Origin of the sequence: Bacillus sp. AFS029637 (assembly GCF_002584985.1) — a bacterium.
Lineage (GTDB): Bacteria > Bacillota > Bacilli > Bacillales > Bacillaceae_G > Bacillus_A.
On sequence record NZ_NUPZ01000024.1, the window covers coordinates 105,878 to 129,699 of the forward strand.

Annotated in this window: 21 protein-coding genes, 1 pseudogene and 2 other annotated features; of the genes and pseudogenes, 15 read left to right on the forward strand and 7 right to left on the reverse strand. The window is 37.4% G+C overall.

All coding sequences use genetic code 11. The annotated features are described in order from the left end of the window. Positions 1-60: 60 nt before the first annotated feature. The gene (gene putP / locus COE49_RS13890) at positions 61-1,533 is read right to left on the reverse strand and encodes a sodium/proline symporter PutP (RefSeq protein WP_088231406.1); all 1,473 of its coding nucleotides are present in this window, start codon (positions 1,531-1,533) and stop codon (positions 61-63) included. Between the two features lie 306 nt (positions 1,534-1,839). Continuing rightward, positions 1,840-2,077, forward strand: a binding site (T-box leader). 42 nt (positions 2,078-2,119) lie between these two features. Beyond that, positions 2,120-2,364, forward strand: a binding site (T-box leader). 52 nt (positions 2,365-2,416) lie between these two features. Here putP and trpE point away from each other — a divergent pair. The 10 genes from trpE (at position 2,417) to COE49_RS13945 (ending at position 11,608) form a co-directional block, all read left to right on the forward strand. Next, positions 2,417-3,835: an anthranilate synthase component I gene (gene trpE, locus COE49_RS13900; protein ID WP_141552143.1), complete on the forward strand. Its 1,419-nt coding sequence runs from the start codon at positions 2,417-2,419 to the stop codon at positions 3,833-3,835. Continuing rightward, entirely contained in the window at positions 3,832-4,419 is a 588-nt protein-coding gene (locus COE49_RS13905; RefSeq protein ID WP_098252431.1) for an aminodeoxychorismate/anthranilate synthase component II, read from the forward strand. The genes trpE and COE49_RS13905 overlap by 4 nt, the downstream gene beginning before the upstream one ends. Further along, positions 4,416-5,441, forward strand: coding sequence for an anthranilate phosphoribosyltransferase (gene trpD, locus COE49_RS13910; RefSeq protein WP_088231403.1), 1,026 nt, complete (start codon positions 4,416-4,418; stop codon positions 5,439-5,441). Before COE49_RS13905 ends, trpD begins: the two co-directional genes overlap by 4 nt. Before the next feature lies 1 nt (position 5,442). Continuing rightward, complete coding sequence (gene trpC, locus COE49_RS13915; RefSeq protein ID WP_088231402.1) at positions 5,443-6,204, forward strand: indole-3-glycerol phosphate synthase TrpC; 762 nt, start codon at positions 5,443-5,445, stop codon at positions 6,202-6,204. Further along, positions 6,201-6,815: a phosphoribosylanthranilate isomerase gene (locus COE49_RS13920; protein ID WP_088231401.1), complete on the forward strand. Its 615-nt coding sequence runs from the start codon at positions 6,201-6,203 to the stop codon at positions 6,813-6,815. The genes trpC and COE49_RS13920 overlap by 4 nt, the downstream gene beginning before the upstream one ends. After that, positions 6,812-8,005, forward strand: coding sequence for a tryptophan synthase subunit beta (gene trpB, locus COE49_RS13925; protein WP_098252430.1), 1,194 nt, complete (start codon positions 6,812-6,814; stop codon positions 8,003-8,005). Before COE49_RS13920 ends, trpB begins: the two co-directional genes overlap by 4 nt. A gap of 3 nt (positions 8,006-8,008) precedes the next feature. Beyond that, entirely contained in the window at positions 8,009-8,785 is a 777-nt protein-coding gene (gene trpA / locus COE49_RS13930) for a tryptophan synthase subunit alpha (protein ID WP_098357504.1), read from the forward strand. 73 nt (positions 8,786-8,858) lie between these two features. Further along, positions 8,859-9,218, forward strand: a complete 360-nt coding sequence (locus COE49_RS13935; RefSeq protein ID WP_088231398.1) for a DUF4029 domain-containing protein — start codon at positions 8,859-8,861, stop codon at positions 9,216-9,218. A gap of 115 nt (positions 9,219-9,333) precedes the next feature. Continuing rightward, entirely contained in the window at positions 9,334-10,833 is a 1,500-nt protein-coding gene (locus COE49_RS13940; RefSeq protein ID WP_098252428.1) for an L-lactate permease, read from the forward strand. A 91-nt stretch (positions 10,834-10,924) separates the two neighbouring features. Next, entirely contained in the window at positions 10,925-11,608 is a 684-nt protein-coding gene (locus COE49_RS13945) for a DUF2278 family protein (RefSeq protein ID WP_088231396.1), read from the forward strand. Between the two features lie 296 nt (positions 11,609-11,904). Here the strand turns inward: COE49_RS13945 and COE49_RS13950 are convergent, their stop codons facing one another. Next, complete coding sequence (locus COE49_RS13950; protein ID WP_098945929.1) at positions 11,905-12,738, reverse strand: hypothetical protein; 834 nt, start codon at positions 12,736-12,738, stop codon at positions 11,905-11,907. A 196-nt stretch (positions 12,739-12,934) separates the two neighbouring features. Here COE49_RS13950 and COE49_RS13955 point away from each other — a divergent pair, with 196 nt between their 5' ends. Beyond that, entirely contained in the window at positions 12,935-13,717 is a 783-nt protein-coding gene (locus tag COE49_RS13955) for a zinc ribbon domain-containing protein (RefSeq protein WP_088231394.1), read from the forward strand. A 19-nt stretch (positions 13,718-13,736) separates the two neighbouring features. Then, positions 13,737-14,972, forward strand: a complete 1,236-nt coding sequence (locus COE49_RS13960; RefSeq protein ID WP_088231393.1) for a TcaA 3rd/4th domain-containing protein — start codon at positions 13,737-13,739, stop codon at positions 14,970-14,972. A 37-nt stretch (positions 14,973-15,009) separates the two neighbouring features. On the opposite strand, the gene COE49_RS13965 is transcribed toward COE49_RS13960, so the two are convergent. After that, on the reverse strand, positions 15,010-15,438 hold the full coding sequence (locus COE49_RS13965; protein ID WP_088231392.1) for a hypothetical protein: 429 nt from the start codon (positions 15,436-15,438) through the stop codon (positions 15,010-15,012). Between the two features lie 199 nt (positions 15,439-15,637). Here COE49_RS13965 and COE49_RS13970 point away from each other — a divergent pair, with 199 nt between their 5' ends. The 3 genes and pseudogenes from COE49_RS13970 (at position 15,638) to COE49_RS13975 (ending at position 17,639) form a co-directional block, all read left to right on the forward strand. Next, the gene (locus tag COE49_RS13970; protein ID WP_088231391.1) at positions 15,638-16,972 is read left to right on the forward strand and encodes an FAD-dependent oxidoreductase; all 1,335 of its coding nucleotides are present in this window, start codon (positions 15,638-15,640) and stop codon (positions 16,970-16,972) included. Between the two features lie 23 nt (positions 16,973-16,995). Beyond that, positions 16,996-17,082 (forward strand): annotated as a pseudogene (locus COE49_RS28350) (GNAT family N-acetyltransferase); the annotation flags it as partial. 146 nt (positions 17,083-17,228) lie between these two features. Further along, on the forward strand, positions 17,229-17,639 hold the full coding sequence (locus COE49_RS13975; protein ID WP_088231390.1) for a DUF3908 family protein: 411 nt from the start codon (positions 17,229-17,231) through the stop codon (positions 17,637-17,639). Positions 17,640-17,670: 31 nt separating this feature from the next. Here the strand turns inward: COE49_RS13975 and COE49_RS13980 are convergent, their stop codons facing one another. The 4 genes from COE49_RS13980 to COE49_RS13995 all read right to left on the reverse strand — a co-directional run bounded on the left by COE49_RS13980 (position 17,671) and on the right by COE49_RS13995 (position 23,777). Then, positions 17,671-18,261 (reverse strand): class I SAM-dependent methyltransferase, encoded by a 591-nt coding sequence (locus COE49_RS13980; protein ID WP_088231389.1) that lies wholly within the window; start codon positions 18,259-18,261, stop codon positions 17,671-17,673. 92 nt (positions 18,262-18,353) lie between these two features. Further along, a complete protein-coding gene (locus COE49_RS13985; RefSeq protein ID WP_098945930.1) occupies positions 18,354-19,895 on the reverse strand; it encodes a SagB family peptide dehydrogenase in 1,542 nt (513 codons plus the stop codon). 16 nt (positions 19,896-19,911) lie between these two features. Then, positions 19,912-21,861: a TOMM precursor leader peptide-binding protein gene (locus COE49_RS13990; RefSeq protein ID WP_098252425.1), complete on the reverse strand. Its 1,950-nt coding sequence runs from the start codon at positions 21,859-21,861 to the stop codon at positions 19,912-19,914. Then, positions 21,858-23,777: a putative thiazole-containing bacteriocin maturation protein gene (locus COE49_RS13995; protein WP_098945931.1), complete on the reverse strand. Its 1,920-nt coding sequence runs from the start codon at positions 23,775-23,777 to the stop codon at positions 21,858-21,860. The genes COE49_RS13990 and COE49_RS13995 overlap by 4 nt, the downstream gene beginning before the upstream one ends. Positions 23,778-23,822: the final 45 nt, after the last annotated feature.

A 23,822-nucleotide genomic window follows, 5' to 3' on the forward strand; every position in this document is an offset into this window, starting at 1 on the left:
AAGATTGTCGAACTTTGATTAAAAAAACTCTGCTGTTATTGTAACAGCAGAGCTTTCCCTTTATAGATTATGTTGTTTTTCAAAATTCTCAAATTGTTCTTCAACTTCTTTTGAAGATTGCGTTAGTAAACTAACAATTATGATCACTAGTAAACTAATAGCGAAACCAGGAATCATTTCATATAAGAAGTCTTTTAAGAATTTAAATTGTGTCCATATAATAACAGTCGCAGCACCAGAAATCATACCAGCAAGCGCGCCCCATTTTGTCATACGTTTCCAATATAAACTCAATAAAATAGCAGGTCCAAATGAAGAACCAAATCCAGCCCAAGCATATCCAACAAGAGCTAAAATCGTATCATTTTGTTTAAACGCTAAAGCGCATCCGATTAATGCAATACCAAGTACAGCCATACGACCGACAAATACAAGCTCTTTATCAGAAGCAGAACGTTTAAAGAATGTACGATATAAATCTTCAGTTACCGCACTTGAAGTAACGAGTAACTGAGATGAGATTGTACTCATAATAGCCGCTAAAATAGCTGCTAATAAAAATCCAGTAATAAGTGGATGGAATAAAATTTTTCCAAGTTCAAGGAAAATTGTCTCTGGGTTAGATAATGTCAACCCTTGTTGTGAATAGTAAGCAATACCGATAAGACCAGTAAACATAGCTCCGACAACAGAGAAAATCATCCAGCTCATACCAATTCTTCGTGCGCTTTTAATTTCTTTTACAGACGAAATCGCCATAAAGCGTACAATAATATGAGGTTGTCCAACATAACCAAGGCCCCATGCGAATAAAGAAATCATTCCTAAAGTAGAGGCACCTTTAAAAATATCTAAGCGTGTTGGATCTACAGATCGAATTGTATCAAATGCAGGTCCAAGTCCATTCGAATTCATAATTGTTACGATAGGAACAAGAATAAGAGCAATTACCATAATGATTCCTTGCACGAAGTCTGTCCAACTTACAGCTAAGAAACCACCAAATAGCGTGTAAGCTACAACAACTGCTGCGACAATGAATAATCCAACATGATAGTTCATACCAAAGGAATTTTCAAATAATACAGCGCCTGAAACTAGCCCTGAAGCTACATAGAAAGTAAAGAAAATCATAATAACAAGTCCAGATACTAAGCGTAGCATGTGAGATTTGTCGTGGAAACGGTGTTCCAAAAATTCTGGAATAGTAATAGAGTTATTTGCAATTTCAGAGTAGGTACGTAAGCGAGGAGCGACATAAAGCCAGTTTGCGTATGCGCCTAGTGTTAGGCCGATCGCAATCCAACTACTACTTAATCCAACGCTAAACATTGCACCGGGTAATCCCATTAAAAGCCAACCGCTCATATCGGATGCTCCAGCACTTAATGCTGTTACTGCGGGGCCTAGTGTACGCCCGCCAAGCATATAATCTGTTAAGTTGGACGTTCGTTTATAGGCGAAATAGCCGATTACTAACATCCCGAGCATGTAAATAGAGATAGAAGTTAAAGTTAACATCTGCGTACTCATGTAGTTCCCCTTCCTTTTGTCATGTCTTTTGATGCGTTATGCATATTCATAATCTATCATGATTATTCAGAAAAATCCATGCTGAAATATGAATTTTCTGAAATGTAAGCGTTTTTTGACAATGATTTATTTTTTTGATATATAAATATAAGACAAAAAAGCTTAATTTCAATAGAGTATTTATTATATTTACATAAAAAGAGATTGTTTTGTCAATATAATATTGAAACAAGAAAAAAATAATTTTTTCAAAAAAATATTGACTTATGAAAAAAGTTAGGTCTATAATGAGTGCAACTTAAAAAAATGCAAGCGTTGATGAAGAAGAGTACACATGATGAACATGTCAGAGAGCTGATGGTTGGTGCGAATCAGTATGGGATTGATGTGGAATGGGCTTCGGAGCTTCCAAACCGAAACGAAAGAAGTAGGCTTTGGCGACATGATCTCATCGATACAAGAGACACGTATTGTTTTTGATACGGTAAAGTGCGTTACAGTCGTAACGAATTAAGGTGGCACCACGGGAGTACCCGTCCTTTCTATAGGATGAGTACTCCCTTTTTGTATACAAAAAATTAAATAAATGAAATCGTTTAAGTAAGAAGAGTACGTATATTGGAGACGTTTCAGAGAGCTGGGGATAGGTGGGAGCCCGGTGCGGTGCCATATACGGAATGGGCTTACGAGAGGTATGCTGAACAATTATTTTCAGTAGGCAACCCGGGTTCCGCCGTTACAAGGATAAGGTATAAATTTTGTACCTGAATAAAGCGGGATGCTTTTGCATCCAACATGAGGTGGTACCGCGGTATATTTATCGTCCTCTACATATTTTCGATATGTAGAGGGCTTTTTTATTTTTCCGGGCGAGGTGAAGGACATGATGACGAAAGAAGAATTTATAAAGCGAAAAGAACAAGGAAAAACATTTTTAGTAATAGCTGAAGAAGAAGGAGATAGCATTACGCCAATTTCTTTATATAGACGTATGAACGGAAAGAAGAAGTTTTTACTGGAAAGCTCACAGCTTCATCAAGATAAAGGACGTTATTCTTACTTAGGATGTAATCCGTATGGTGAAGTGAAAAGCGTGGGTACGGAAGTAGAACGAACGACATACGGGCAAATAGAAAAGTTGCAAGATAACGTGTTACAAGTGTTAGAAGAAGTAATTGCACCAACGCAAGTAGAAAGTCCATTCCCATTTTGCGGAGGAGCAGTTGGTTATATTGGCTATGATGTCATTCGACAATATGAAAACATTGGAGCAGATTTACACGATCCATTGAATATTCCAGAAGTACACCTTTTACTGTATCGCGAGTTTATCGTTTACGATCATTTACGCCAAAAGTTGTCGTTTGTATACGTATGCAGGAAAGATGATTCAGCAGATTATGAAGAAGTGTATGAAAGGTTGCAAGTATACAAAAATGAAGTATTGGAGGGAGAAGAAACGGAAGGAAATGAAATACAATCAACGTTATCATTCACTTCTTCCATAACTGAAACAGAGTTTTGCGACATGGTAGAAACGGCGAAAGAACATATACGAGCCGGGGACATATTCCAAGTCGTATTGTCGCAGCGTTTGCAAAGTGAATGTATTGGTGATCCATTCGCGTTATACCGAAAACTTAGAATTGCGAACCCATCACCATATATGTTTTATATCGATTTCCAAGATTATGTTGTACTCGGTTCTTCACCGGAAAGTTTGCTATCAGTACGGGGCGATAAAGTGATGACAAATCCAATTGCTGGTACGAGGCCAAGAGGGAAAACGAAGAGAGAAGATGAGGAAATAGAAAAAGAATTATTAGGCAATGAGAAAGAGCGAGCAGAGCATATGATGCTTGTAGATCTTGGACGAAACGATATTGGCAGAGTGAGTGAAATCGGCTCAGTTACAATAGATAAATATATGAAAGTAGAAAAATATTCTCACGTTATGCACATTGTATCTGAAGTTTACGGAACATTGCGAAAAAGAATGAGCGGTTTTGATGCATTAGCTTATTGCCTGCCAGCTGGCACAGTATCAGGAGCTCCGAAAATTAGAGCGATGGAAATTATAAATGAACTAGAGAAAGAAAAAAGAAATGTATACGCCGGTGCAGTTGGATACGTTAGTTTTTCAGGTAATCTTGATATGGCGCTCGCAATTCGAACGATGGTTGTAAAAGATGAAAAAGCGTACGTTCAGGCGGGAGCAGGCATCGTGTACGATTCAGATCCAGTAGCTGAATATGAAGAAACATTAAATAAAGCGAGAGCACTTTTGGAGGTAATGAAATGATTGTACTGATTGATAATTACGATTCATTCACATACAACTTGTATCAACTGTTAGGTGAATACGAAGAGGATATTGTCGTCGTAAGAAATGATCAAATAACGATAGAGCAATTAGAAGCGATGAATCCAAAAGGAATTGTGCTTTCACCAGGACCAGGGAAACCGGAAGATGCTGGTATTTGTATCGATGTCATTCATCATTTTTATAAGAACGTTCCCATATTAGGGATTTGCCTTGGCCATCAAGCAATTATATCAGCATTTGGAGGGGACATTGTAAGAGCAGAGCGCATTAAACATGGAAAAACATCGCGTGTGAAACATAATGGAACGTCAATCTTTTCATACGTAACGCAGCCGCTTACAGCAATGCGCTATCATTCTCTTGTTGCAGCGCAAACGAGCTTGCCAGAGTGTTTTGACATACTTGCGACAGCGATGGACGACGGCGAAATAATGGCAGTTCGTCACAATTATTATCCGCTTTTCGGATTACAGTTTCATCCGGAATCAATTGCAACAGAAGAAGGCGGGAAATTAATACGTGCCTTTTTAGCAGAAGTGAAAGAGGAGGAAAGAGTATGAATAACTATCTTCGCAAATTAATGGAGGGACAACATTTAACAGAAGAGGAAATGTATAGGGCGGGACTTCTTTTATTAAGTGAAAACCTATTAGAAAGTGAAATTGCAGCTTTCCTAGTCTTACTGAAAGCAAAAGGTGAAACTGCAGATGAAATATACGGTCTCGTTCGTGCTCTTCGTGAAAAGGCATTACCGTTTTCGAATCATATAAAAGGTGCGATGGACAATTGCGGGACAGGTGGTGACGGTGCGCAAACGTTCAATATAAGTACAACATCGGCATTCGTACTGGCAGGAGCAGGTGTAAAGGTTGCGAAGCATGGAAACCGTGCTGTTTCTAGTAAAACAGGTAGTGCTGATTTATTAGAAGAACTTGGTGTAAATATTAGTTGTACGCCGGGTGAGATTGACTATTTATTAGAGAATGTAGGAATTGCCTTCTTATTTGCACCAGCGATGCATCCAGCACTAAGGCGCATTATGAAAATAAGAAAAGAATTAAATGTACCGACAATCTTTAACTTAATTGGCCCTTTAACAAATCCGGTGAATTTAGAAACACAATTTGTCGGCATTTATAAACGAGATATGTTATTACCAGTTGCGCAAGTGTTACAAAAGCTAGGGCGGAAACAAGCGCTTGTTGTAAATGGAAGTGGCTTTTTAGATGAAGCTTCATTGCAAGGGGAAAATCATGTCGTCGTTTTAAAAGATAATGAAATAGTAGAAATGAGTATTGTGCCTGAGAAATACGGTTTCTCAAAAGTGAAAAATGAAGAAATTAGAGGCGGGAATCCAAAAGAAAATGCAAAAATTACACTTGGAGTATTGAGCGGAGAAAAGAGTGTTTATCGCGATACCGTTTTATTCAATGCAGGTCTTGCTCTTTTTGCAAATGGAAAAGCAGAAACGATTGAAGAAGGAATTAAACTAGCAACGCATAGCATTGACTCTGGAAAAGCATTAGCGAAACTAAACGTATTAATTGCAGCAAGTAACGAAAAATTAGAAAGGGTGAATTAAAGTGGGGACGATTTTAGACAAAATTGTAGAGCAGAAGAAAGTGGAAGTTGCGGAGTTATATAAAACGTATACACCAGTAAAAGAAAACAGAAAAACACACTCACTTGTAAAAGCTTTAGATCAATTTACTGTCATTGCAGAAGTAAAGCGAGCATCACCATCAAAAGGAGATATTAACTTACACGTTGATGTACGAAAGCAAGTGAAAACATATGAAGAATGCGGCGCTGGTGCAGTTTCTGTTTTAACAGACGGTCAATTTTTTAAAGGATCGTTTCACGATTTACAAACGGCAAGAGAAGAAAGTAACATACCGCTTTTATGCAAAGATTTTATAATTGATAAGATTCAAATTGATAGAGCATACGAAGCAGGAGCAGATATTATTTTGCTAATCGTAGCGGCGTTAACGAAAGAGAAATTAAAAGAGCTGTATAGCTACGTACTAGAAAAAGGATTAGAAGCAATCGTTGAAGTTCATGATGAACAGGAATTAGAAATTGCAATCCAATTAAATCCGCACGTTATCGGTATTAACAACCGCAATTTAAAAACGTTCGAAGTCGATTTAAGCCAAACAGAAAAGCTTGGAAAACGACTGAATGAGGAAAATCTATTTTGGATTAGTGAAAGTGGTATTCATTCAAAAGAGGATATCATCCGTGTCAAACGAGCCGGAGCAAAAGGCGTATTAGTCGGAGAAGCGCTTATGACATCGTCTTCTATTCGTAGCTTTTTTGAAGATTGTAAGGTGAACATATGAAAGTGAAAATTTGCGGGATCACTGATATGGAAACAGCAAAAATTGCATGCGAATATGGTGCGGATGCAATTGGATTTGTTTTTGCAGAAAGTAAACGGAAAATCACTCCAGAGAGAGCGAAAGAAATTATTGAGGTGATTCCGGCACATGTTTTAAAGGTCGGTGTTTTCGTAAATGAATCAGTAGACATGATCCAGAAAATTGCAGATGAGTGCGGGTTAACACATGTGCAATTACATGGAAATGAAGATAATTATCAAATTGAAAGATTGAATATTCCGTCTATAAAAGCGCTAGGAGTAACTTCAGAGAGTGATATGAAAAACGCTCAAGTATATGAAACGGAGTTTATATTGTTTGATAGCCCAAAAGAAAAGTTTCACGGAGGAAATGGAAAGACATTTTCATGGGAGTTACTCGCTCATATGCCAAACGAGTTGCGAGGGAAAACGATATTAGCTGGTGGATTAAACGTCCTTAATATAGACGAAGCAATTCGAACTGTTCAGCCTTATATGGTTGATGTGAGCAGCGGAGTAGAGACAGAAGGAAAGAAAGATATAAAGAAAATAAAACAATTTATTATAAAAGCGAAGGAGTGTTCCAAATGAACTACGCATACCCAGATGAAAAAGGTCACTACGGTATATACGGAGGACGATACGTTCCAGAAACATTAATGCAATCTGTATTAGAGCTAGAAGAAGCATATAAAGAGGCAATGGAAGATGAAGCGTTTCAAAAAGAATTAAATCACTATTTAAAAACGTACGTCGGAAGAGAAACACCGCTTTATTTCGCTGAAAATATGACGAAGTATTGCGGAGGGGCAAAGATTTATTTAAAACGTGAAGATTTGAACCATACAGGAGCTCATAAAATTAACAATACAATCGGTCAGGCACTTCTTGCAGTAAGAATGGGCAAGAAAAAGGTTGTCGCTGAAACAGGAGCAGGACAACACGGAGTGGCAACAGCTACTGTATGTGCCCTTCTTGGATTAGAATGCGTCATCTTTATGGGAGAAGAAGATGTAAGACGTCAAAAATTAAATGTGTTTCGAATGGAATTACTCGGAGCGAAAGTAGAAAGTGTAGCGGCAGGTAGCGGCACATTAAAAGATGCGGTGAACGAGGCGCTTCGCTACTGGGTTTCACATGTGCATGATACGCACTACATTATGGGATCCGTTCTTGGACCGCATCCATTCCCGCAAATTGTTCGTGATTTCCAAAGTGTAATTGGGAAAGAAACGAAAAAACAATATGAAGCGCTAGAAGGGAAATTACCAGAAGCAGTTGTTGCTTGCATTGGCGGTGGTAGTAACGCGATGGGAATGTTTTATCCGTTCGTACACGATGAAGATGTTGCTCTTTACGGCGTAGAGGCAGCTGGAAAAGGCGTTCATACAGAGAAACATGCAGCGACATTAACGAAAGGAAGCGTCGGTGTTTTACACGGATCGATGATGTACCTTCTGCAAAATGAAGAAGGACAAATTCAAGAAGCACACTCTATTTCAGCAGGACTTGATTATCCTGGCGTTGGGCCAGAACATAGTTTGCTAAAAGATATTGGCCGCGTTTCTTATCATTCAATCACAGACGATGAAGCACTAGAGGCATTTCAATTATTAACGAAAAAAGAAGGGATTATTCCGGCGCTAGAAAGTTCACATGCTGTCGCGTACGCTTTAAAATTAGCACCGCAAATGAAGCAAGACGAAGGGCTGGTCATTTGTTTATCTGGCCGTGGCGATAAAGATGTAGAGAGTATAAAACGTTATATGGAAGAGGTGTAAACAATGGGAGTAGAAAAAATTAAAGCAGCGTTTGAAAATGGTAAAAAAGCATTTATTCCGTACGTAATGGGCGGAGATGGTGGACTTGAAAAATTAAAAGAAAGAATTCGTTTTTTAGATGAAGCAGGAGCAAGCATCGTTGAAATCGGTATTCCGTTTTCAGATCCAGTCGCAGACGGCCCAACGATTCAAAGAGCAGGGAAACGAGCGCTAGATAGCGGCGTAACATTAAAAGGTATTTTTCAAGCGTTAATAGAGGTGAGGAAAGAAGTACAAATTCCATTTGTACTCATGACATATTTAAATCCGGTACTTGCATTCGGAAAAGAACGATTCATCGAGAACTGTACGGAAGCAGGTGTAGACGGCATCATCGTTCCAGACTTACCATATGAAGAACAAGACATTATTGCCCCGTTACTTCGCGAGGCAAGCATTGCGCTCATTCCACTTGTTACCGTAACGAGTCCTATTGAAAGAATCGAAAAAATTACGAGTGAATCAGAAGGATTCGTTTACGCCGTTACAGTAGCAGGCGTAACGGGGGCACGTCAAAACTTTAAAGGTGAGATTCATAGTTACTTAGAAAAGGTAAAATCACATACGCATTTACCAGTAGTTGCAGGATTCGGCATTTCAACAAAAGAACATGTAGAAGAAATGATTACAATATGTGACGGAGTTGTCGTTGGGAGTAAGGTTATTGAGCTGTTAGAAAATGAAAAACGAGAAGAAATATGTGAATTAATACAGGCAACAAAACAAAAAGAAGAGGCATAAGTCTCTTCTTTTTGTTTTGCGTAATAAATGTTAAAATATACAGAAAATACATATAATTTAGAGGTGAGAAAGCATGCTAAGACGGAAACTACTATATCTTCTTTTAACTGTACCACTATACGCTTGGCTCATTAGCATGACGAAAATAGAGGTGATGGCTCTATTTTTAGGGTATGTATTCATCTTTTCCAACTTAAATCGCATTCAAGAGCAATCTATTTTAGAAGTATGTATATTTTCGATTAGTATAGAACTATTTAGTATCGTTTCGATTGTATTATTAAATGAATTATTCCGGTGGATCTATTCATTTGAATTAATAAAGCTTGGGAATATTGTATTGCAAGTAATATGTGCTTATATTGTGTTTGTTATGTTAGACAAAATAATTAGGCAGCAGACGGTTTTTCAAGATAAAAGAAACTGGGATTAAATCAAAAAAGAGCCGCGTTGGTTCTTTTTTGATTCTGTTATAAAAACAATTGAAAGTGATTCCATCTGTTATATAATAGTTAAAAATTGTATTTTAAACGAAATGAGATGATAACATGTCCGTATTATTGGCACTTATCCCAATTATGATGATTTTCATTTGTTTATTTTTATTTAAACAAACGTCATTAAGGTCCTCATTAATTTCTTATGCCGTTTCTGTTGGAATTGTTTTACTCTCGCCAACATTTCGGTTAGGGATAAGTGAAACTGTGCACGCAACGATTAAAGGTTCGTTAATTTGTTTTATTGTTGGATACGTTTTATTTTTCGGTATTTTTTTATTTCACCTCATGAACAAAATGGGATACATCGATCAAGTAGCACGTTTTCTAGAAGAAGTTACTCACGATCGCTTATTACAAATGCTGCTTATGTGTTTTGGCATTTGCCCGCTTATTGAATCAGTAAGTGGATTCGGTATTGGCTTCATGGTCGCGGCACCTATTTTTCTTTCATTAGGATATAAACCGTTTCAAGCTGTACTGCTCTCATTTATCGGGTTACTAGCTAGTTCATGGGGAGCGATGGCAACAGGTACGATTATCGGTTCGCAGCTTATAAATATGCCACTCACGACACTTGGCACAAATACAGCACTATTAAGTATCCCGATGTTTGCGTACTTCGTCATTCTTTCTTTACACGTTGTTGGTGGCTGGAAGGCTGTTATTGAAAAGTGGAAAGAAGGAGTAGGATTCTTTCTATTATTTTCTCTCGGAATCTATCTTTCTAACGCATACGTAAGTGTTGAACTAGCAGGTATATTAAGCTCTATCGTTACGATTACATTTGGCTTTCTTATCATTAAACTAAAAGGAAAAAGTGAACAAAATTTAATAACAGAACATGCTGCGGCAACGGAGAGAGAAGTATCTATTATAAAAATTATTAGCCCTTATATATTCTTAACCGTTTGTATTTTGCTTTCTCGCCTCGTTCCAGCATTACATGATTTGCTAAAATCGTATGCAGTTCTCGATTTGAAATCATATTCGTACAAACTAGAAATGCTATATTCACCGGGATTTTGGCTCGGTATGACTTGTTTATTTACGATTATTTTCTTCCGTATTCCGTCTCACATTATTAAACAATCACTCTCGCAAACGATTAAACAATGGATTCCTTTCGCTATTACAACGACAATGTTTATTGCGATTGCAGAACTCATGGGGGCATCTGGCATGCATTCATTACTTGCAAAAACAGCTGGTGAAACATTTGGTACATTTTTCGTTTTCGTTGCTCCGTTCATTGGAGGTATTGGCGGTTTTTTAACAGGTAGTAACGCAGGATCAAATGCAATGTTTATAAAATTACAAATGCAAACAGCACAAAACGTAGCACTCCCGTGGCAATACGTCACAACACTTCAAAACACCGCATCATCAGTAGCGACAATCGCTTGCCCATCACGGATTACACTAGGTGCTTATTTATGTAATATACCGCATCGTGAAAATGAACTATTAAAGAAAACGACGTTAATGATTTCTGGTGCGGTGTTGCTTGTAGTGGTAGAGGTTGTTATTTGGTATATGTTGAGAAAATAAGAAATCCTCCTGAGAAAGGAGGATTTTCTTTTTATATGGATAATGCCTAAAGTATGAAAAGCTTCTACTCAATGAATAGGAGATGAAATGTATGCCCTTAAAAAATTATGGTGTGTTAAAAGGTACAGTTATACAATCAAAGATTGGAAAAGGGAAAACACCTCATTATCAAGTTCATTTACAGGGCGAGGCAGGAGTAGACTATCGTATTGCAATTAACGTAAAGTCGCAAAGTTATCCGTCAGAAGTTTTATATTTTGCAAGCGACAATATTCGGTCAGAGGCGATTCATATTTTACCGACGTTACCATTTGGTTTTACACAAATAAAAAACAATGAACCGAAAGTAGCTTTAGACTACGTAAGAGGTAATTTATTTGATTCAAAACAAATGATTCCTTTACCTGCTGAAAAAGCAGGAGTAGATAATGATTTAAACGAAAAAATAGAACGTTATATAAAACGAGCAATAGAAGAAAAAGCAATTATTTACGCGTTTGGTGAAAGATGGGGACCAGAAGAAAATACACCTGATTCTTACTTTCATTTCGAACCAGGAAACGGTATACACGATATTCACATGAATCAAGGAAATGTAGAGAAATGGAAAGGTGATAATGGTATATGGCAAGACGGAGGAATACTCATTCACTTTGAAAAGGAAGAAGAATGGATCGGTATCTTCCTTGCCTTCCAGTCACAGTCATGGTGTACCGATGAAGAAGGGCATGCTCGTGTTCCGGTTGAGCATTGTGATTATAAGAGAAGTAATTAAAGGGAAGAGCTAGTTCGCAATGAACTAGCTCTTCTCATTATGAGCAAGATATATGTTGTTTAATGGTGAAATTGTGTTTGCAATATGAAAAACAGTGATAGGGTTATTGTTTTTCATTTGTATCGAATAAAGGCGGAGACATTTCTTTTAGTAGATTTGATGGAATTAATGTAGCGGCGGGAAAATATTCACTTGTACCGTATTCGGGGAAAGAAAACGAAGTGATTGGACCATCTATTCCCATTCAATAACTTATTAAATCTGATAAATAATTATTTAAAGATAGAAGAGGGACGTCAAAACGAACGCCCTCCTCTTATTTTATAAAACACAAAACTAACAAGTGTAGAAATACAAGAGAACAGCAGTGCCACACTAGAAAATGCAATGAGATACATATTATATTTCATAACCTGTCCAATTAGCAGATTACTGTCGTATTGGAAAAGACCTGCTATTATATTGAATAAAAATAACACGATAAACATGACGATAACACCGTCTATCGATCCTTTAATGTCTGGTTTACTTAAAGCGATATGAGCAGAAATACAAATGGCGATAAATAAAAATAACCAAAAGGAAGGATTCAATAAATTGCTTATTGTAAATAAGCTTTTTAATAACACAAACGTCGACAAGAACATATTCTGAACCATTTCTAAATTAATAGAAGTAGAGGAAACGGTTGTTTCGAGAGTTATATTAAATAAAGAATAAGATTCGGGTACGAAATAGCGCATTAAAAGGATTAATGCAGTAATACCAGAAATAATAGGGCCAATTCCAATGAAGAAATTCCCGATTCGTTGATATATGCTTTTTTGATTGTATTGGTGTTGTACGTAACCTAAAGCTCCTTGACTTGTATCTGTTGGGAAGAACTGCGTTGCTACAATTTTATGACGGAATAGTATGCACATAATGGCATGTCCGAGTTCGTGAATAGGAACACCAATCCATGCAGTCAAAAGGAATCCTTTTCTTCCGAAAGCTCTCGACCAATACGTTCTTGTTAGTGATTCTAAATAACCTAATAGAAATCCGATTACAATGATGACTCCAATTAAAGAAAATAGTTGGATTACACTTGTAAGGAGTATTTGAAAAATAGAGTTTACAAATTCCATTGTCTTTCATCCAATCTGTTTAAAATGTTATTTGCTCTGTTTCATAATAGCATTATTTTTCTAGATTGCTAGTCTATATATTTTTCTTCAAAAGGAGGAGTTCATAATCTTCTTCTTGTAGTCATGTTTTATGTACAAAGTCATATATTGAATTTGTAACACCCTATCAGGTATATGCATAAGGAGGGATGAGAGCATGAAATGTTCAGCGTGTCATACAGAGAATGCAGCAGAGGCAAAGTTTTGCGGGAATTGTGGACATTCGTTAACGGAAGAAGTAGTAGCGAGTGGTGTCCCAGAAGGGGGGCATCAACCATCGGCAGCACAAGTGAAGGAAACACGTCCAAATGAAACAGTAGAGCAAGCGAAGCGATTTGCAAGTGGCTATTTCCAGTTTTTTAAACATGCTTTAAAAGCACCGACAGCAATTATGAAAAGTGGCAATATTGAAGTGCGAAATGGAATTACAAGCCTTTTACTTATTTGTTTTTTAGGAGCATGTATTTTTTATAGAATAATGAGCGCTGGGGCAGCACTTACGAGAACATTAGCGCCAGATTTATCTACGCCTTCTTTCTTTGGAGAGTCTATAAAGGTCTTTTTATTTTTACTAATTTTAACTTTATTTGTCGGATTTATTATTTTTGTAAGTGGTAAGATGATGAAATCTTCTTTTTCGTTTCTTGAAGTATTCGGTATATGGGGAACGATAGCGACTCCAGCTATTGCTATATTAGTACTTTCTTTTCTGTTTAGTTTCTTATTAATCCTTTTTTTACCGTTATTATTAGGGCTGGCTACAACGTATATGGGAATTAGTATAGTTGTAGCTATAGCAAAATTAGATAACGGTGGACTAGATCTTGTTTACACTCTTCTTATCGCAAATGTTTTAAACGGAATCGTAGTATGGATTATATTTTGGTCTTACTTTAACATGATAATTCAAACATTTACTGGAGGATTAACTGGCTTCTAAAGAAAAGGTGGGTGAATGGATGAATGTCTGTACAAAGTGCGGAATTCAGTTTGAAGATGGTGTGCAATTTTGTCAAAACTGCGGGACGAAGAGGGGAAATCCTGTAGTAAAGAAGAATATGAACGGTGGTACAAAAGTTGGTATTACACTGTTAGCGCTATTTATTATAGCGATTGTTGGATTGTATTTGTACGGATCATCGTATTATGCGCAGGGGGCACAAGTAGACCGGATGATTACGATTTTACAAGAGAGGGACGGGGAGAAATTAGCTGAGATCATCACGGCAGATGATCCATCAGTTGTTGTAACGAGAGAGAGTGTAATGCCTCTATTTTCGTATATAAAAGAGAATCCATCCTATGTGAATGAATTGAAAGCATATTTGATACAAGGTGAAAAACAAGGGGACGGAATTGAAAGAGCAGATTTTTCTTTAACGAAAGACGGGAAGTATTTCGTTATATTTGATCGGTATAGATTGAAAGCGAAGACGTACTATACAACTTTGCTTTCAAATGAAAAAGGCACATCCTTAAAAATGAACGGAAAAGAAATTGATAAGACAGATGACAAAAAGTTTGAGAAGCAATATGGACCGTTTCTTCCAGGAACGCAAGTATTTCAATCAGAATATAAAAATGAATATGTAAAACTATTACGCGAGGAAAAGGTCGTACTTATGAAACAAAGCCAAAATAATGTAACGATCGATTTAACGTTACAAGGAAAATATATTACAGTTCAAACGAATATGCCAGGCGCGACATTGTACGTGAATCAAAAACCAGTTACAGCGCTGGCTGGAGAAGAAATTACGTGGGGACCGATAGCGACTGATGGAAGCGCGACGATTTATTTAGAACGAAATGGAGAAAGTGGACGGGAAACGACGAAAGTAGAAACGGTAACGGCACTTTCGTCTTATAATCTTCCATTTCAAAAGAAAAGTGAAGAAAAAACAGTTGTTTATAATGTTGCTCCGACGCCCACGACTGGGTATGTATATAATGGTTTCATCTTTCCAGATAGTGATATTCGAAAATTAACGAGTTCAGATTTAAGATACTTATCGAAAGAACAGTTAAAAATTGCTAGAAATGAAATATACGCAAGGCATGGACATATGTTTCAAACGAAAGATATGCAAGCGTACTTTTCAAAACAATCTTGGTATAGAGAAAATCCATATTTTACAGGAGTGTTGACTAATATTGAGTCTTATAATGTTGAATTAATCAAATCAAGAGAATAGAATACGTGAAAAGGTACAGTGCATAACTGTACCTTTTTTATGGTTTTTTATCTGAACCAGGATCCCTAGAGAAAAAGATGTGGAAGAGGAATGTGACTTTACTTGCTTTTCCTGATGTACTTGCTTGCACATCAGACAAAGCACTAGACGTTAAAGCAGCTTCAGAATGAGGGGGGACGATTATTTTGAGTGCATCTTCTGATTCTGATGATATAGTAACTGTTATTGTATCATCAGAAAAATTTACAATTTTAACAGTACCAACTGGGAAGATGGACTTGCGAGCGTGTGATGCAGAAGCGAAGCGAGAGGCTTTCCAAATCGTTTGTGCAAAAGTCTCATCATTAGATAACCAAGCACGAGCACTATAAATAGTTGCATTAACGGAAAATTCTTGTTCAAGCGGGAGGGCGGGTCTCGGTTCTATCGGTTCCTCTGGAAGCTGGACGAGAAGGCTGGCGCACATGTATGTTTCACCTACTTTCAATAGTTACTGTTATAGCATATTAAACATGTTGTTTATAAGACACGACGGTTACCTATTTACGCATAGTTTTGTACACCAAATTTGTAGATGAAATATTCTTTCTTTACAATAGGGAGAGGTGTTATTTTTATAGAATATGGAAATCGTAAAGAGTATGTAAAATAGAAGGAGTGGTAAAGTGAACTATGTCATTATTGGCGGAGATGCAGCTGGTATGAGCGCAGCAATGCAAATTGTTAGAAACGATAAATCGGCAAATGTTGTGACGTTAGAAAAAGGTGAAATCTATTCATACGCTCAGTGCGGTTTGCCTTATGTAATTAGCGGTGCTATCGCTTCAGCTGAAAAATTAATAGCGCGCAATGTGAAGACATTTCGTGATAAATATGGAATTGATGCGAAAGTGTGTCATGAAGTTACAAAAGTAGATACGGAAAAGAAGATTGTGTACGCAGAGCATACGAAGACGAGAGATGTTTTTGAATTTCCGTATGATCGCTTATTAATTGCAACTGGAGTGCGTCCTGTTATGCCAGAGTGGGAAGGACGAGAGTTACAAGGTGTGCATCTTTTAAAAACAATCCCGGATGCTGAGCGTATAGTAAAAACGCTAGAAACGAATGAAATTGAGAATGTAACGATTATTGGCGGCGGTGCCATTGGACTTGAGATGGCAGAAACATTCGTAGAGCTTGGTAAGAAAGTAAGAATGATTGAGCGAAACGATTATGTCGGTACGATTTATGATGCAGATATGGCAGAGTATATACATAAAGAAGCAGATAAACATCATATTGAAATTTTAACGAATGAAAATGTAAAAGCGTTTATCGGAAAAGAGCGAGTAGAACAAATTGAAACGGATAAAGGCACGTACAAAGCGGATCTTGTTTTAGTATCTGTCGGAGTAAAACCAAATAGTGATTTTCTTGAAGGAACGGGTATACGTACAAATTATAAAGGGGCAATCGAGGTAAATGCATATATGCAAACGAATGTAAAAGACGTATATGCAGCTGGTGATTGCGCCACACATTACCATGTTATAAAGGAAATTCATGATCATATCCCGCTCGGAACGACTGCAAATAAACAAGGGCGACTTGCTGGACTCAATATGGTTGATAAGCGAAGAGCATTTAAAGGTACGTTAGGTACAGGCATTATTAAATTTATGGATTTGACGCTCGCAAGGACAGGCTTAAATGAAAAAGAAGCGAAAGGACTAAACATTCCGTATAAAACAGTCAAAGTAGATTCTACAAATATGGCGGGCTATTACCCAAGTGCCAAACCACTTCACTTGAAATTATTATATCGCACTGACACGAAACAATTATTAGGCGGACAAGTAATGGGAGAAGAAGGCGTAGATAAACGTATTGATGTGATCGCAATGGCACTTTTCAATAAAATGAGTATTCACGATTTAGAAGATGTCGACTTAAGTTACGCACCACCATATAACAGCGTTTGGGATCCAATTCAACAAGCGGCAAGAAGAGCAGAATAGCACTTTTTAAGTGCTATTTTTTTGTGCAAAGGGAGGTAAACATCGAATTTGATTAGAAAAAACAGTTAATCGATGATGAAGAATGTCTCTTTCAAACGTTTAAAATATAATGAAATGGATTCTACTTGTATATTAATTTGAAACTTCACTTTATTTCGAATGTATCGTTCACCCTTGAAAACATAGTACGTATCGCTTATATTTTCATATAGTATTTATTTTAAAAGAAAGCAATGAACGAACCAGGGGGCACAGTATGGCAATTAACATAAAAACAATCGAAGAATGGATTGCTGAATCAAACGCAAGACAGGAAGAAGACTTTGGACGTGTTGTTGAAGAGATGAAAGAAGTTTGCGTCGGACTTGATAATGCGACATTAATTTATGCGAAAAATGTATTTTGTTTCGGCAAAAAAGTAGAAGTATTGTTCTTCTTCCAAGACCATGTCGTAATTGGACAAGAAACAGATGAATATGTTGAAATTGAGAAATTAAAGTATGATGACATTACAAATAGTAATTTAAAAACAAACGACAAAAATACAACGTTAGCATTAAAGTTTGCTAATGGTAAATCTATTGATTTAGATAGCTTAAATGATAACTACGGTACGAAAAACTGGTTATTTGCGAGACAAATTAAGAGTATTTTTAAGTTAATCTAGTAAAAAGAGCAGACCTTTTAAGGTCTGCTTTTTATTTACTTCCTATTACACAAAGGCATCCTTTTTCTTCATAACATTGTACCCTTGTAAATCCAGTCTTATAAAAAAGGTTTACTAACTCTTCATTCGTTTTAAAATTCTCCATATGATATTGAATTTTAAAAGTTTCAGCTACTAATAAAAAAGATCCATTCGGTTGTAAGACGCGAAATACTTCTTTTATATCTTGTTCAACATCAGGCCAAAAGTAATGAGTTTGAAAAGCGGTAATGAGATCGAAGAAGTTTGTATTGTAAGGAATAGAGGAGACACTTGCCTGATGAATGATTACTTTTCCTTTTTTTACGTCCTGTATATTGGCTTTCTTTGAGTTTTCAACAGCTTGATTTGAATAATCAATTCCATATATTTTCCCAAGTGGAATCCGTTTTGAAAGAGTATGTATTGTCTTACCGCCCCCACAACCAATATCTAAAGTAATCGCATCTTTACGTATATGTATTTTTTGTAATCCCCAATGTGTTAATCTCGTATGTGCAGCGTTCATAATACAAAGCATGGAAGAACCAATTGTCCCGCGAGGATTTTTCGCTTGCTGAATTAACCGTTGTAAAATGCTCAAGTTAAACTCTCCTTTTATATAAGAATATATATTTATTTCGCTTTTTATAAATTAAGTCCTTTAGAAAAAGCACGCCATCAATCGGCGTGCTTCTAATTATGCAAAGCTCCTTTTAACCAATTCCGCGCCCGATACGCCCCAACAGGAATTTGAATGAGAGACGTTTCATTTCCAGCATCAATCCCGTACAGTTGATCACATGAATTTGTATCAAAGCTTAGTAACGGATGCCCACCCATCCCCATAGCGGTTGCAGTGAAAACGAGTTTATGGACGAGTATACCAGCTTCCATTTGGTGAATACGGTATCCTCTATAGCCTAGTGCATTTGTATAGTAATCTTTCTTTCCGACTACATGTAAGCAAAGTGGTACTTGAAAAAGGTTCACGTTATCCATCGTCATACTAGATTGAAGGGGATAACGAAGATCTCCGTATCGAAGTGGCTGTATGGAATGGGTTTTACTGTTATAAGTGTAAGCACCGTTTTCTATATCTTTTACGTTATAAAAACATCCATATAATGAGACTCGCGCATTTTTATTTAAAGAATTGCCATCAACGTCGTTGTAATAAGGAAAAGAGAGACTCGCTTCTTGTAGTAAAGTAGCGAGCTCGGCTGCATCCCATTTCGTTAAAGTAAAGTCAGCATCAGGGGAATATCGTTTTTTGCAAAGGTGTAAGAAATCATACGATAACCGTTCTACTTTTGGTAGCTGTATGGCGTGAGCACTATGTTGATAGTATTCTTCATGAGCGAATGCTTGGAAGTGTTCTGTCGATTCGATCATAGAAGCCGCGTTTATTTTTGTTATCATCGGATATTTATTCACATGCTTTGAGCGAACGAAATGTTCATGTGCTAACGGCGGAATTTGCTGTAGTAATTCATGAGAAGTAACAGTTTTATTTTCACGATGATTGTCATGAAACCAAGCTATATTTGGTTCTGTACTTAAAGGAATAACTGCATACACACTTTCTTCGTCTTCAGACAGTCCGAGTAAATGATTCATTGCCCGGTCTAGAAATTGAAAATATACGCCATTCGTGTAACCGAATTGTTTTGCGCATTCAAGCAATTGACCGATGAGAACACCACTATCTAATCCTTGCAGACGATAAGAAAAGTTATTGTATTTAAAGAAGTTTTTCCAAAACATAGTGGATACAAATGCAGCACCAAAACAAGAATGTATATTGCAACGATTGCCGAGTGCGTCTGTAAGGTATGAATCGAAATTTCCTTCGCGAAGTAAGATAAGTCGATGATGAGCGGCATCGTAATGGTAAATGCCGTCTGGATAATCGTCAATCTTTAAGTATATATACAATTCATTCGGATATAAAGCGCCGCCTGAAGGGATAGATCTTCGGAATACATTCCTCTCGCTGTTTAGCTGGCATAATTGTGTTAAACCAAATGAGTGCCAAAGATAATGACCAATCTTATCCAAAGTAGGTGCAGTAGAAGAGCTCGGCAAAGACAACGGAATTTCTAAAGAGAGAGGGATGACAGGTAAATTTCGATATAATTTATAAGGAAGCGGCGCGTCTTGCCAATCGACTTCATGATTCGGCATAATTTCATCGATAGAGAAATGGAGATGATGTAAAAAAGTATCCAGATGCATGAAATCCCCTCCTCTATTATGGAAACGGATGCGGATGTGGATTTAATTGTTCATTTGTTAACGGTTCAGCTCTATATCCAAGTGTCACCGGTACGGTATACACTCGATCTAATCCTGTAACACGAGTAAGGTGATGCCCGAACGTCATCGGTAACATGCCTGGAATTATTACTTTTACACAATGTAATCCATTTTTCTCTATAAGCGGTACCGTTTGATTTACAACGATCACCTCAAGTCCAGATTGATGTATTCGATTTAAAAGTTGATGAAGATCGGACGTTAAATCCATATGAAATGATTGTAATGCATTCATCTCTTGGAACGTCTGCAATGGCGCATCTTCACGTAAAAGAAAGTGAAGGCGTTCTTCCGCTTCTTTCAATCCGTAAAGCATACTATGGTCTTCCATTTTATTAACGAGATAAGGATCTTGTAAGCAGTTTTCGTAGTGCTCCCTTTTTTGCTCGAGTTCATCGTCTGTTATTAGTAACATGCCTGCTATTTCGTGAATGGCACTCTTTAGAGCACGGATTGGATCTAAATGAGAGCCTCCTGCACAAACAACGTTCATCCCATTTTCACGAGTATTTTTCGCAATTACCCATAAGCTCGGGATGCCGTGTTCCATCGTCGCGTTAAAAGCATGTAGTTCATATCCAGTAATCGTGTGTAACCGCTGGATCATTAATTGTAGTTCTGTATCATTTGCTGAACTAAGATCAAGGCGGGGAAGAGGTAATTCAGCATACCAAGTGAGCAGGAAGGCGTCACGCTCTACAATTTCTAAAATGCCGTGAAAAATAGCTTCTTCTAAACTACCACCAATTGCACATCCATTCGATGTTTCATACACGAAAGCATCTCGATGACCGAGGCTATAATAAGCAATGGATTCAGGAACTAAAAGTGGCCTGTTTTGTAATAAAGAATAGCCCCATACCCAGTTTTGCTCATAATCAGGATCGAATGGTTTAAACGGGAAACTATCACGATTATAGTGTTCATTTGTATGTACACCGAGGGTGAGAGGATTCAGTGCATAACCTTCTAAATCATGAAAACTACTATGCACATTTGTCTTTTTCCCGCGGGGCGACATACCGCAATATCGTTCTAATCCTTCTAAAATCGCAGTTGCTTCACTTATTGCAAATGAATGAGTTCGACCTGCAACACCTTCATTTCCAAATATTAAAGGCATGTTTATAATAACGTCAGCAAAGGGTAATAAAGAATGTTGCATTTTTCCGTTCAATATACCAACCCGGTAATCTAAATAATCTCTCGTTAAAAATGTGTTTAGCTCATGAATGGAACGGCAGCGATACGTTTCAGTACTTGTTTTTAAGCTCGGTTGTAAAGAAATCTCTGCTGCATCCGCCGTATCATTAGGTAAATCACTACATACAGGGCAGAGAGGATCAGGAAGAAAAGAATGCCGCGTACATTGCAATGTTTGTAAGTTTAGTAAAATGAGTTCATTTTCTAAAGAAGAATGTCCGTTAGCTAATATATTCTCCGTTTCAGCATGAATGAGCTGGCACATTTGTAGAATACCGTTTTGGGTGGCACGTACATCACGTCTCGTCACGTTCGCTGCTTTTAGCGCATATTTTTGCTGTAATTCCCACATTTCTTTTTGATCAAATCCAGCGATAAAGCGTCGTCCATCGGCACAATGGGTACATCCAGTTGCAGGAGGATGAATGTAAGGACCGATAATACCCTCACCAAATGAAGTAAATGCACGTAGCCACGGAATGTGGTTGGAACGAAAAATCAACTCAGCATCATGATGAATAGTAGAAGGGGAGCCGTCATGTAATATGAGAGCGAGTTGAATATTTTCAGGAAGTTCTTCTGTGATAGTATGTTGGCGAATGATAGCGTATTGTTTGCATAATTGATCATGTACGTAGTCTGCAAGTAGGCCATCTCCTATAAGCAATATATTTTGAGTCATAGACTATCCTCCTTTGCAATTAATACCCCGTACACACCATCTAAATTTTCTTTCAAAAATGATTCAATTGCTAAATCAAATACGAATGGATAAAAATTATGTTCCGATAAATGCTGTAAGGCAAGCTGTAAAGATTGCACACTTGGAATGTCTTCTTCTGCTTGTATTTCCACTCTAAAAGGGTCCGTTTCATATAAAATAATAGATGAGTCAGGCAAAATATTAGCTCTGTAAGGAGTCTTTTCATTTTGAATATGGAGAAGTGATAGTTGTAGTGCATTTCGTAATGCTAACGTCATATTAATATTCGATGCACCATACCATCTCTCATTTACACCGACCCAAACGACAGGAAAACTGAGAATCTCGTCACTCATTGCTATTTTAGGTGTTTCGTGGATTGTAGAAAGGGCATCGTAATAAAACTTACAATGCTTATCATGAATTTCCGCTACGTTGATTGTTGTAATCTCTTCTAGCATATGTGACTGCCGTTCATACAGTTTATTGTTTACATGTTGTTGTAGAGCCCGGTATACACCTTCTGTCATCGTTTCCCCAGCGCCGATACCGATATCGTTATGTTCAGGAATAAGGCGATGAATGATTTCTGCTATATATGTTTCAATTCCTGTTAAACCAGCTTCTCGGCGCGCTTCATTATGGGTCAATCCTCCACAAGTCATAAGAGGGAGGAGGGTAGCCGGGCCATTTGATAGTGGCGTAGCTATTTGAATATTGCATTGTGATAACGGTAATTGATATAAATCTTGTTCATCCCACACATGGAATATACCAGCTTCTTTAGAAGTTAACGAGTCGAAAAAACGAAATAAATTAGTTGAAGCATGTTGGTTGGACCGATGCTCAAGTTTTTCGGAAAGATTTTCTATCGTATCGATTGTAAAACTTTCATCAGTAGCAAGAGGGTGTTTTATAAAAGGATGCCATGTTCCTTCGAGTGTTTCATAGTTTAATAAAAAGAATTGTGGTTCCTTTTCTCGGTAAGAATCATTCGCGACGTGTTTAAATAACTCAAAAACGATTATATTTGCTAACATTGCATATGGAATAGAAGAGAAGGAATCTGGTGAATGTTCATTTTGCAAAGTCGTTTCATGTAGCCGATGCCATGCTGATTCCCAGCACTCTTCATGATTTGCCGTTACGACAGGGCCGGCCAAACCGAAATTTGCTAAACAAATGGCTGGTATGAAGTTTTTTCCTAGTTCCTTGCAAATAGTGTGAACGGCTCTTAAACCTTCAATATCTCCATCTTGAGAAACGTACAAAATCCAGTCGAAAGGTTCGAATACTTCATGCAGGGGACGATCAATTGTCGTATCTATTTCTTGAATCAGTACACAATCATCAACTTCATATGCACGTTCTATTAGCTCATGAATTCTGTCATAATTTGTTTCAGCACGATCTGTAACGAGGTAATGAAATGTAGGTAAACCAGATTCAAGTAAAGAAGAAACTAAGGAAGTAAGCATATATCCGGAACCAACTATAAGGACATTTGCTGCGCGGTACGTTTCGAATTTTAAAGCACCTGAATGAGAATCAGCTTCTAGAAATTCAATTTGCGAAGCGTATCTATCAAGTAATGCACTGTTTAATTCATGAGGCGCATCTTGACTTACATCACGAACGAAACCATTTTCATATAAAATCTCTCCGATTTCAAATACACGATTTTGATAAGGGAGAGGGAGTCCGTCTGTTATTTCATCTAAAGAATAATGCCCGTTAAACATCGGCATTAATTTTTCAATCCAGTTATAAATTCCATCACCGTCCATGCGAAATGAACTGGCGTTATTTCGAAAATAGACACCCCCGCTTGAGTCAGGGAGAAAGAAAGTATCCTTATTTACTTTAAGTTTTGCATGAGTTGGAAGGTTACTCATTTTAATCCTCCTTACGTTTTAGGCATACATTATTAACGTATGTCA

Excerpts from the sequence above, each read along its gene's own strand:
- putP (WP_088231406.1), bottom strand. The coding sequence starts at position 1,533 with ATGAGTACGCAGATGTTAACTTTAACTTCTATCTCTATTTACATGCTC.
- trpE (WP_141552143.1), top strand. The coding sequence starts at position 2,417 with ATGATGACGAAAGAAGAATTTATAAAGCGAAAAGAACAAGGAAAAACA.
- COE49_RS13905 (WP_098252431.1), top strand. The coding sequence starts at position 3,832 with ATGATTGTACTGATTGATAATTACGATTCATTCACATACAACTTGTAT.
- trpD (WP_088231403.1), top strand. The coding sequence starts at position 4,416 with ATGAATAACTATCTTCGCAAATTAATGGAGGGACAACATTTAACAGAA.
- COE49_RS13920 (WP_088231401.1), top strand. The coding sequence starts at position 6,201 with ATGAAAGTGAAAATTTGCGGGATCACTGATATGGAAACAGCAAAAATT.
- trpB (WP_098252430.1), top strand. The coding sequence starts at position 6,812 with ATGAACTACGCATACCCAGATGAAAAAGGTCACTACGGTATATACGGA.
- trpA (WP_098357504.1), top strand. The coding sequence starts at position 8,009 with ATGGGAGTAGAAAAAATTAAAGCAGCGTTTGAAAATGGTAAAAAAGCA.
- COE49_RS13935 (WP_088231398.1), top strand. The coding sequence starts at position 8,859 with ATGCTAAGACGGAAACTACTATATCTTCTTTTAACTGTACCACTATAC.
- COE49_RS13940 (WP_098252428.1), top strand. The coding sequence starts at position 9,334 with ATGTCCGTATTATTGGCACTTATCCCAATTATGATGATTTTCATTTGT.
- COE49_RS13945 (WP_088231396.1), top strand. The coding sequence starts at position 10,925 with ATGCCCTTAAAAAATTATGGTGTGTTAAAAGGTACAGTTATACAATCA.
- COE49_RS13950 (WP_098945929.1), bottom strand. The coding sequence starts at position 12,738 with ATGGAATTTGTAAACTCTATTTTTCAAATACTCCTTACAAGTGTAATC.
- COE49_RS13955 (WP_088231394.1), top strand. The coding sequence starts at position 12,935 with ATGAAATGTTCAGCGTGTCATACAGAGAATGCAGCAGAGGCAAAGTTT.
- COE49_RS13960 (WP_088231393.1), top strand. The coding sequence starts at position 13,737 with ATGAATGTCTGTACAAAGTGCGGAATTCAGTTTGAAGATGGTGTGCAA.
- COE49_RS13965 (WP_088231392.1), bottom strand. The coding sequence starts at position 15,438 with ATGTGCGCCAGCCTTCTCGTCCAGCTTCCAGAGGAACCGATAGAACCG.
- COE49_RS13975 (WP_088231390.1), top strand. The coding sequence starts at position 17,229 with ATGGCAATTAACATAAAAACAATCGAAGAATGGATTGCTGAATCAAAC.
- COE49_RS13985 (WP_098945930.1), bottom strand. The coding sequence starts at position 19,895 with ATGCATCTGGATACTTTTTTACATCATCTCCATTTCTCTATCGATGAA.
- COE49_RS13990 (WP_098252425.1), bottom strand. The coding sequence starts at position 21,861 with ATGACTCAAAATATATTGCTTATAGGAGATGGCCTACTTGCAGACTAC.
- COE49_RS13995 (WP_098945931.1), bottom strand. The coding sequence starts at position 23,777 with ATGAGTAACCTTCCAACTCATGCAAAACTTAAAGTAAATAAGGATACT.